The organism is Cellulomonas uda, assembly GCF_006538705.1.
GTDB classification, from domain to species: Bacteria; Actinomycetota; Actinomycetes; order Actinomycetales; family Cellulomonadaceae; genus Cellulomonas; species Cellulomonas uda.
Window position 1 is genome coordinate 1 of record NZ_BJLP01000089.1, and the last position, 3,467, is coordinate 3,467.

General features: G+C 77.4%; 4 protein-coding genes. 1 reads left to right on the plus strand and 3 read right to left on the minus strand.

Features of this window, described 5'->3' with window-relative positions; all coding sequences use genetic code 11:
• On the minus strand, window positions 1-923 hold a 923-nt coding region (locus CUD01_RS16145; protein ID WP_141322511.1), incomplete at its 3' end, for a DUF222 domain-containing protein.
• A 146-nt stretch (window positions 924-1,069) separates the two neighbouring features.
• Here CUD01_RS16145 and CUD01_RS16150 point away from each other — a divergent pair.
• Window positions 1,070-1,357, plus strand: coding sequence for a hypothetical protein (locus CUD01_RS16150; RefSeq protein ID WP_141322512.1), 288 nt, complete (start codon window positions 1,070-1,072; stop codon window positions 1,355-1,357).
• Here the strand turns inward: CUD01_RS16150 and CUD01_RS16155 are convergent.
• A complete protein-coding gene (locus tag CUD01_RS16155) occupies window positions 1,354-2,034 on the minus strand; it encodes an HAD family hydrolase (RefSeq protein ID WP_141322513.1) in 681 nt (226 codons plus the stop codon). The two genes, CUD01_RS16150 and CUD01_RS16155, sit on opposite strands and share 4 nt — an antisense overlap.
• Before the next feature lie 126 nt (window positions 2,035-2,160).
• The coding region (locus CUD01_RS16160) for a M20/M25/M40 family metallo-hydrolase (protein WP_218023869.1) at window positions 2,161-3,467 on the minus strand (1,307 nt) is incomplete at its 5' end.

The window sequence follows — 3,467 nt, forward strand, 5'->3', positions numbered from 1 at the left end:
CCCGCCGACGGCTCCACCCGCCGAGCGCCGACGGCCCCGTCGCCTGCGCGCAGCGCTCCGACGAGGGTGCGGAAGGTCTGCTCGCCCAGCACGACTGACACGTGCGGTCGCGTGACAGCGGTGGTGGCCTCCGGCTCGGACAGCGCCAGCTCGGCCAGTGCGACGAGGCCGTCGGCGCGGCGCTGCTCGCTGGTGCGATCGTCGTCCTGCGTGGGACGCCCCTGCGCGCTCTCGAGCGCGAGGCGCAGGCGGTGGCCCGCGCGGTGGTCGAGCATGCCCCGCACCTGCGTGCCACCGGGCAGGTCGGTGACGAACAGGTGCCGACGCGCGCGCTGCGCGGCGTGCTCACGCTCGACCGTCACCGGGTCGACCTGCGCGACGAAGCGGTCCACCGCCTTGGCGAACTCCCGCCCGTCCAGGCGCCGGCCGAGCGCCACGAGCTCGTCCTGCGTGCGCGGGTCCGCGAGCGCGGCGGAGACGCTCGGCGTCGCCCGGGACACGGCGCGCCCGAGCACGTCGACGTGCTGGGCGGAGAGCTCCGCCGCGGTGAACGCCCGCTCGACCGACGGCATCGAGGTGATGACGTGCGCGCCGCGCAGCTCCGCGCCCGCGGCGGACACGCCGGCGCGGGAGGTGCGGCCGCGCCAGGCGACCACGTCCCGGTCCCCGTGTCCCTGCCACGAGCCCGCGCGCGCCTCGGCCCCGAGCAGGTGCGCTCGGGCTGCGGTGAGCACCGCGACGGCCTCGTCGATGCGGGCGAGCACCGCCTTTCGCTCGTGCGCGGACCACTGCTCGGCTGCCCGCGCACGCGCCGCGACCCGGTGCGCGACGACGCCGAGCCCCGCGGCCTCGTCGGACGGCGGCGGCGCGTCATCGGACGGCACGCCACCGCGCGCGACCTGCGCCACCCCGTTCGAATGCATGTTCGAATCGTACGGGTCTGCACCGACATGTACCCCGCTCGTCCACAGCCCTTGACGCCTGCGCCGCGGCCCGGGGTCACCCGCACCGAACCCCACGCGGGGCGCTGTGCCACTTGGCGGGGCCGACGCAGCGGGACGGGGACCGGTTGTCGGACGACCAGGTGGACGGGCTCGTCGTGCGGTACGTGCTCGACGTGGACGGATACCGCATCGACGAGGCGGCTTCGATGCTGCGGTTCGAGGAGTACGCGGACGCGGTCCGTGCGGCGTTCCACCACGAGAAGCGCGAGCTGCTGCAGGCTCTGTACCAGTGCAGTGCGCGCTTCTGTACGTTCTACTCCCGGCTGTGGGACGGCCACCCCGACCGCGCCCTGGACGTCACGAACCTCGACCAGGCGCGTGCAGCGACCGCGGCCGCGCTCGCGCGCCTCTAGTCCAGGCCGGCGCGGGCGCCGCGCGCCGACGGCAGCAGCCGCCAGCCGTGCCGGGCCGCAGCGGACGCGAGCACCGGGTCGTCGCCCACGACGACGCCCGTGCCGACCGCCTCGAGCATCGGCAGGTCGCTCGCGTGGTCGCCGTACGCCACGCAGTCCTCGCCCCGCACGCCGCGATCCCGCAGCACCGCACGCACCACGCGTGCCTTGCTCTCGCCGACGACCACGTCCGTCGCCGCACCGGTGAGCACGCCGTCACGCTGCTCCTGCAGGGTCGCGAACCACGCGTGCGCCCCGACCGCCCGCGCGACGGGTGCGACCGTCGCCGGTGGCGCGCCCGACACGAGCACGACGAGCGCGCCCGCGTCCCGCGCCGCCGCGACCTCGTCGGCCACCGGCGCGTGCCACACGTCCGGGCCCAGCCCCGCGAACCAGCGCTCACCCAGCGCGCCCAGCTCGTCGGCCCTCTCGCCCGCGAACGTCGCGTAGTAAGCGCGGCTCACCGCACCACGGTCGGGGCCCCGGTCGAGCGCGGCCAGGTGCCCGACGACCGCGCGGACCTCGTCCGACGAGCGCCCGCGCGCCCGCAGGTGCGCCACGAGGAAGCTCGACATCGAGTTGATCGTCAGCAGCGTCTCGTCGACGTCGACGAACACGATCGCGTGCAGCTCGCCCACCCCCGTGTCCCCCGGTCCCGCGCCGTGCGACGCGCGTCGCGCGTCGCGCGCCAACCTAGTCCGGTCCGGGGCGTGCGGGGCGTGGTTCGTCCCGATTTCAGCCGGTGCGCCGGGGCGTGACGGTGGTCACCGGGCGAGCCACGCCCCCGCGGCGACGAGCAGCGCACGCGTCGCGTGGACCACCGCGTCGGGGTGCGGTGCGAAGTCGGGCGCGTGGTTGCCGGGCAGCGCCGGCGCGGCCGACGCGCGCGGGTCGAGCGCCGCCTCCGCGACGAGCGCCGGGTCGCTGACCCCCAGGAACCAGTACACGAGCGGGCAGCGCAGGCCGCGCGCGAGCGCCCCCACGTCGTCGCTCGCGGGCGACGGGCGGGTGAGCACGTACGTCGGCACGCGCCGGCCGACGAGCGCGCGGTGCACGCGCTGCGCGGCGTGCGGCTCGTTGCGCACGTCGCCGAACGACGCGACCCGCTCCACCTCCGCGGGCCGCGGGCAGCCCGCCCGGTCCGCGAGGTGCCGCGCGAGCACCCCCACCTCGTCGGCGACGACGCCCAGCACGTGCGCGTCCGCGCCGCGCAGCACGAGGTCGGCCCGCACCACGTGCGGCAGCGTGTTGTGCGACGCGCCGCCGTGCACCGCGCTGACCGTGAGCTCGGCGCCCGCCTCCCGCGCCAGGTCCCCCGCCGCGGCGAGCACGTCGAGCAGCACCGCGACCGTGTCGACGCCGTCGTCCGCGAACGCGACGTGCCCGCCCGTGCCGTGCAGCGTGAGCGCGAGCGCGACCGACGACGAGAGCACCGCGCCGGCGCCGATGGTGACCGCACCGAGTGGGTCGGGGCTCACGTGCTGCGCGAGCAGCACGTCCGGGCGCGGCACGGTCCGCGCGAGCCCGTCGGCGAGCATCGCCGCGGCACCCCGGCCGGACTCCTCGTCGGGCTCCAGGATCGCGACGAGCGTGCCCGCCCACGCGTCCCGCGCCGCCGCGAGGTGCTCCACCGCGGTGAGCAGCGCCGCGACGTGCACGTCGTGCCCGCACGCGTGCGACACACCCACCTGCCGGCCGCCGAGCGTGGTGCGGCGGCTCGACGCGTACGGCAGCCCGGTGGACTCGAGGACCGCGAGCGCGTCCAGCTCCGCCCGGACCGCGACCACCGGCCCCTCGCCGTTGCGCAGCACCCCGACGACCCCGTGCCCGCCGACGCGCGCCCGCACGCCCGCGTCCGCGGCCCGCAGGTGCGCGAGCGCACGCGCCGAGGTCTCCCGCTCACGCCCCGACAGCTCGGGAGCCGCGTGCAGCGCGCGGTACAGCTCGCGCGCGTGCTCGGCGCGGTCGTCGGACAGCGTGGCCAGGTCGGGTGCCGTCGTGGTGGTCACCGTCGCCCCCGCCGCGTCGTCGGCCCCGTGCGCTCGCTCGCCCCCCTGCGACGAGCGAGCGC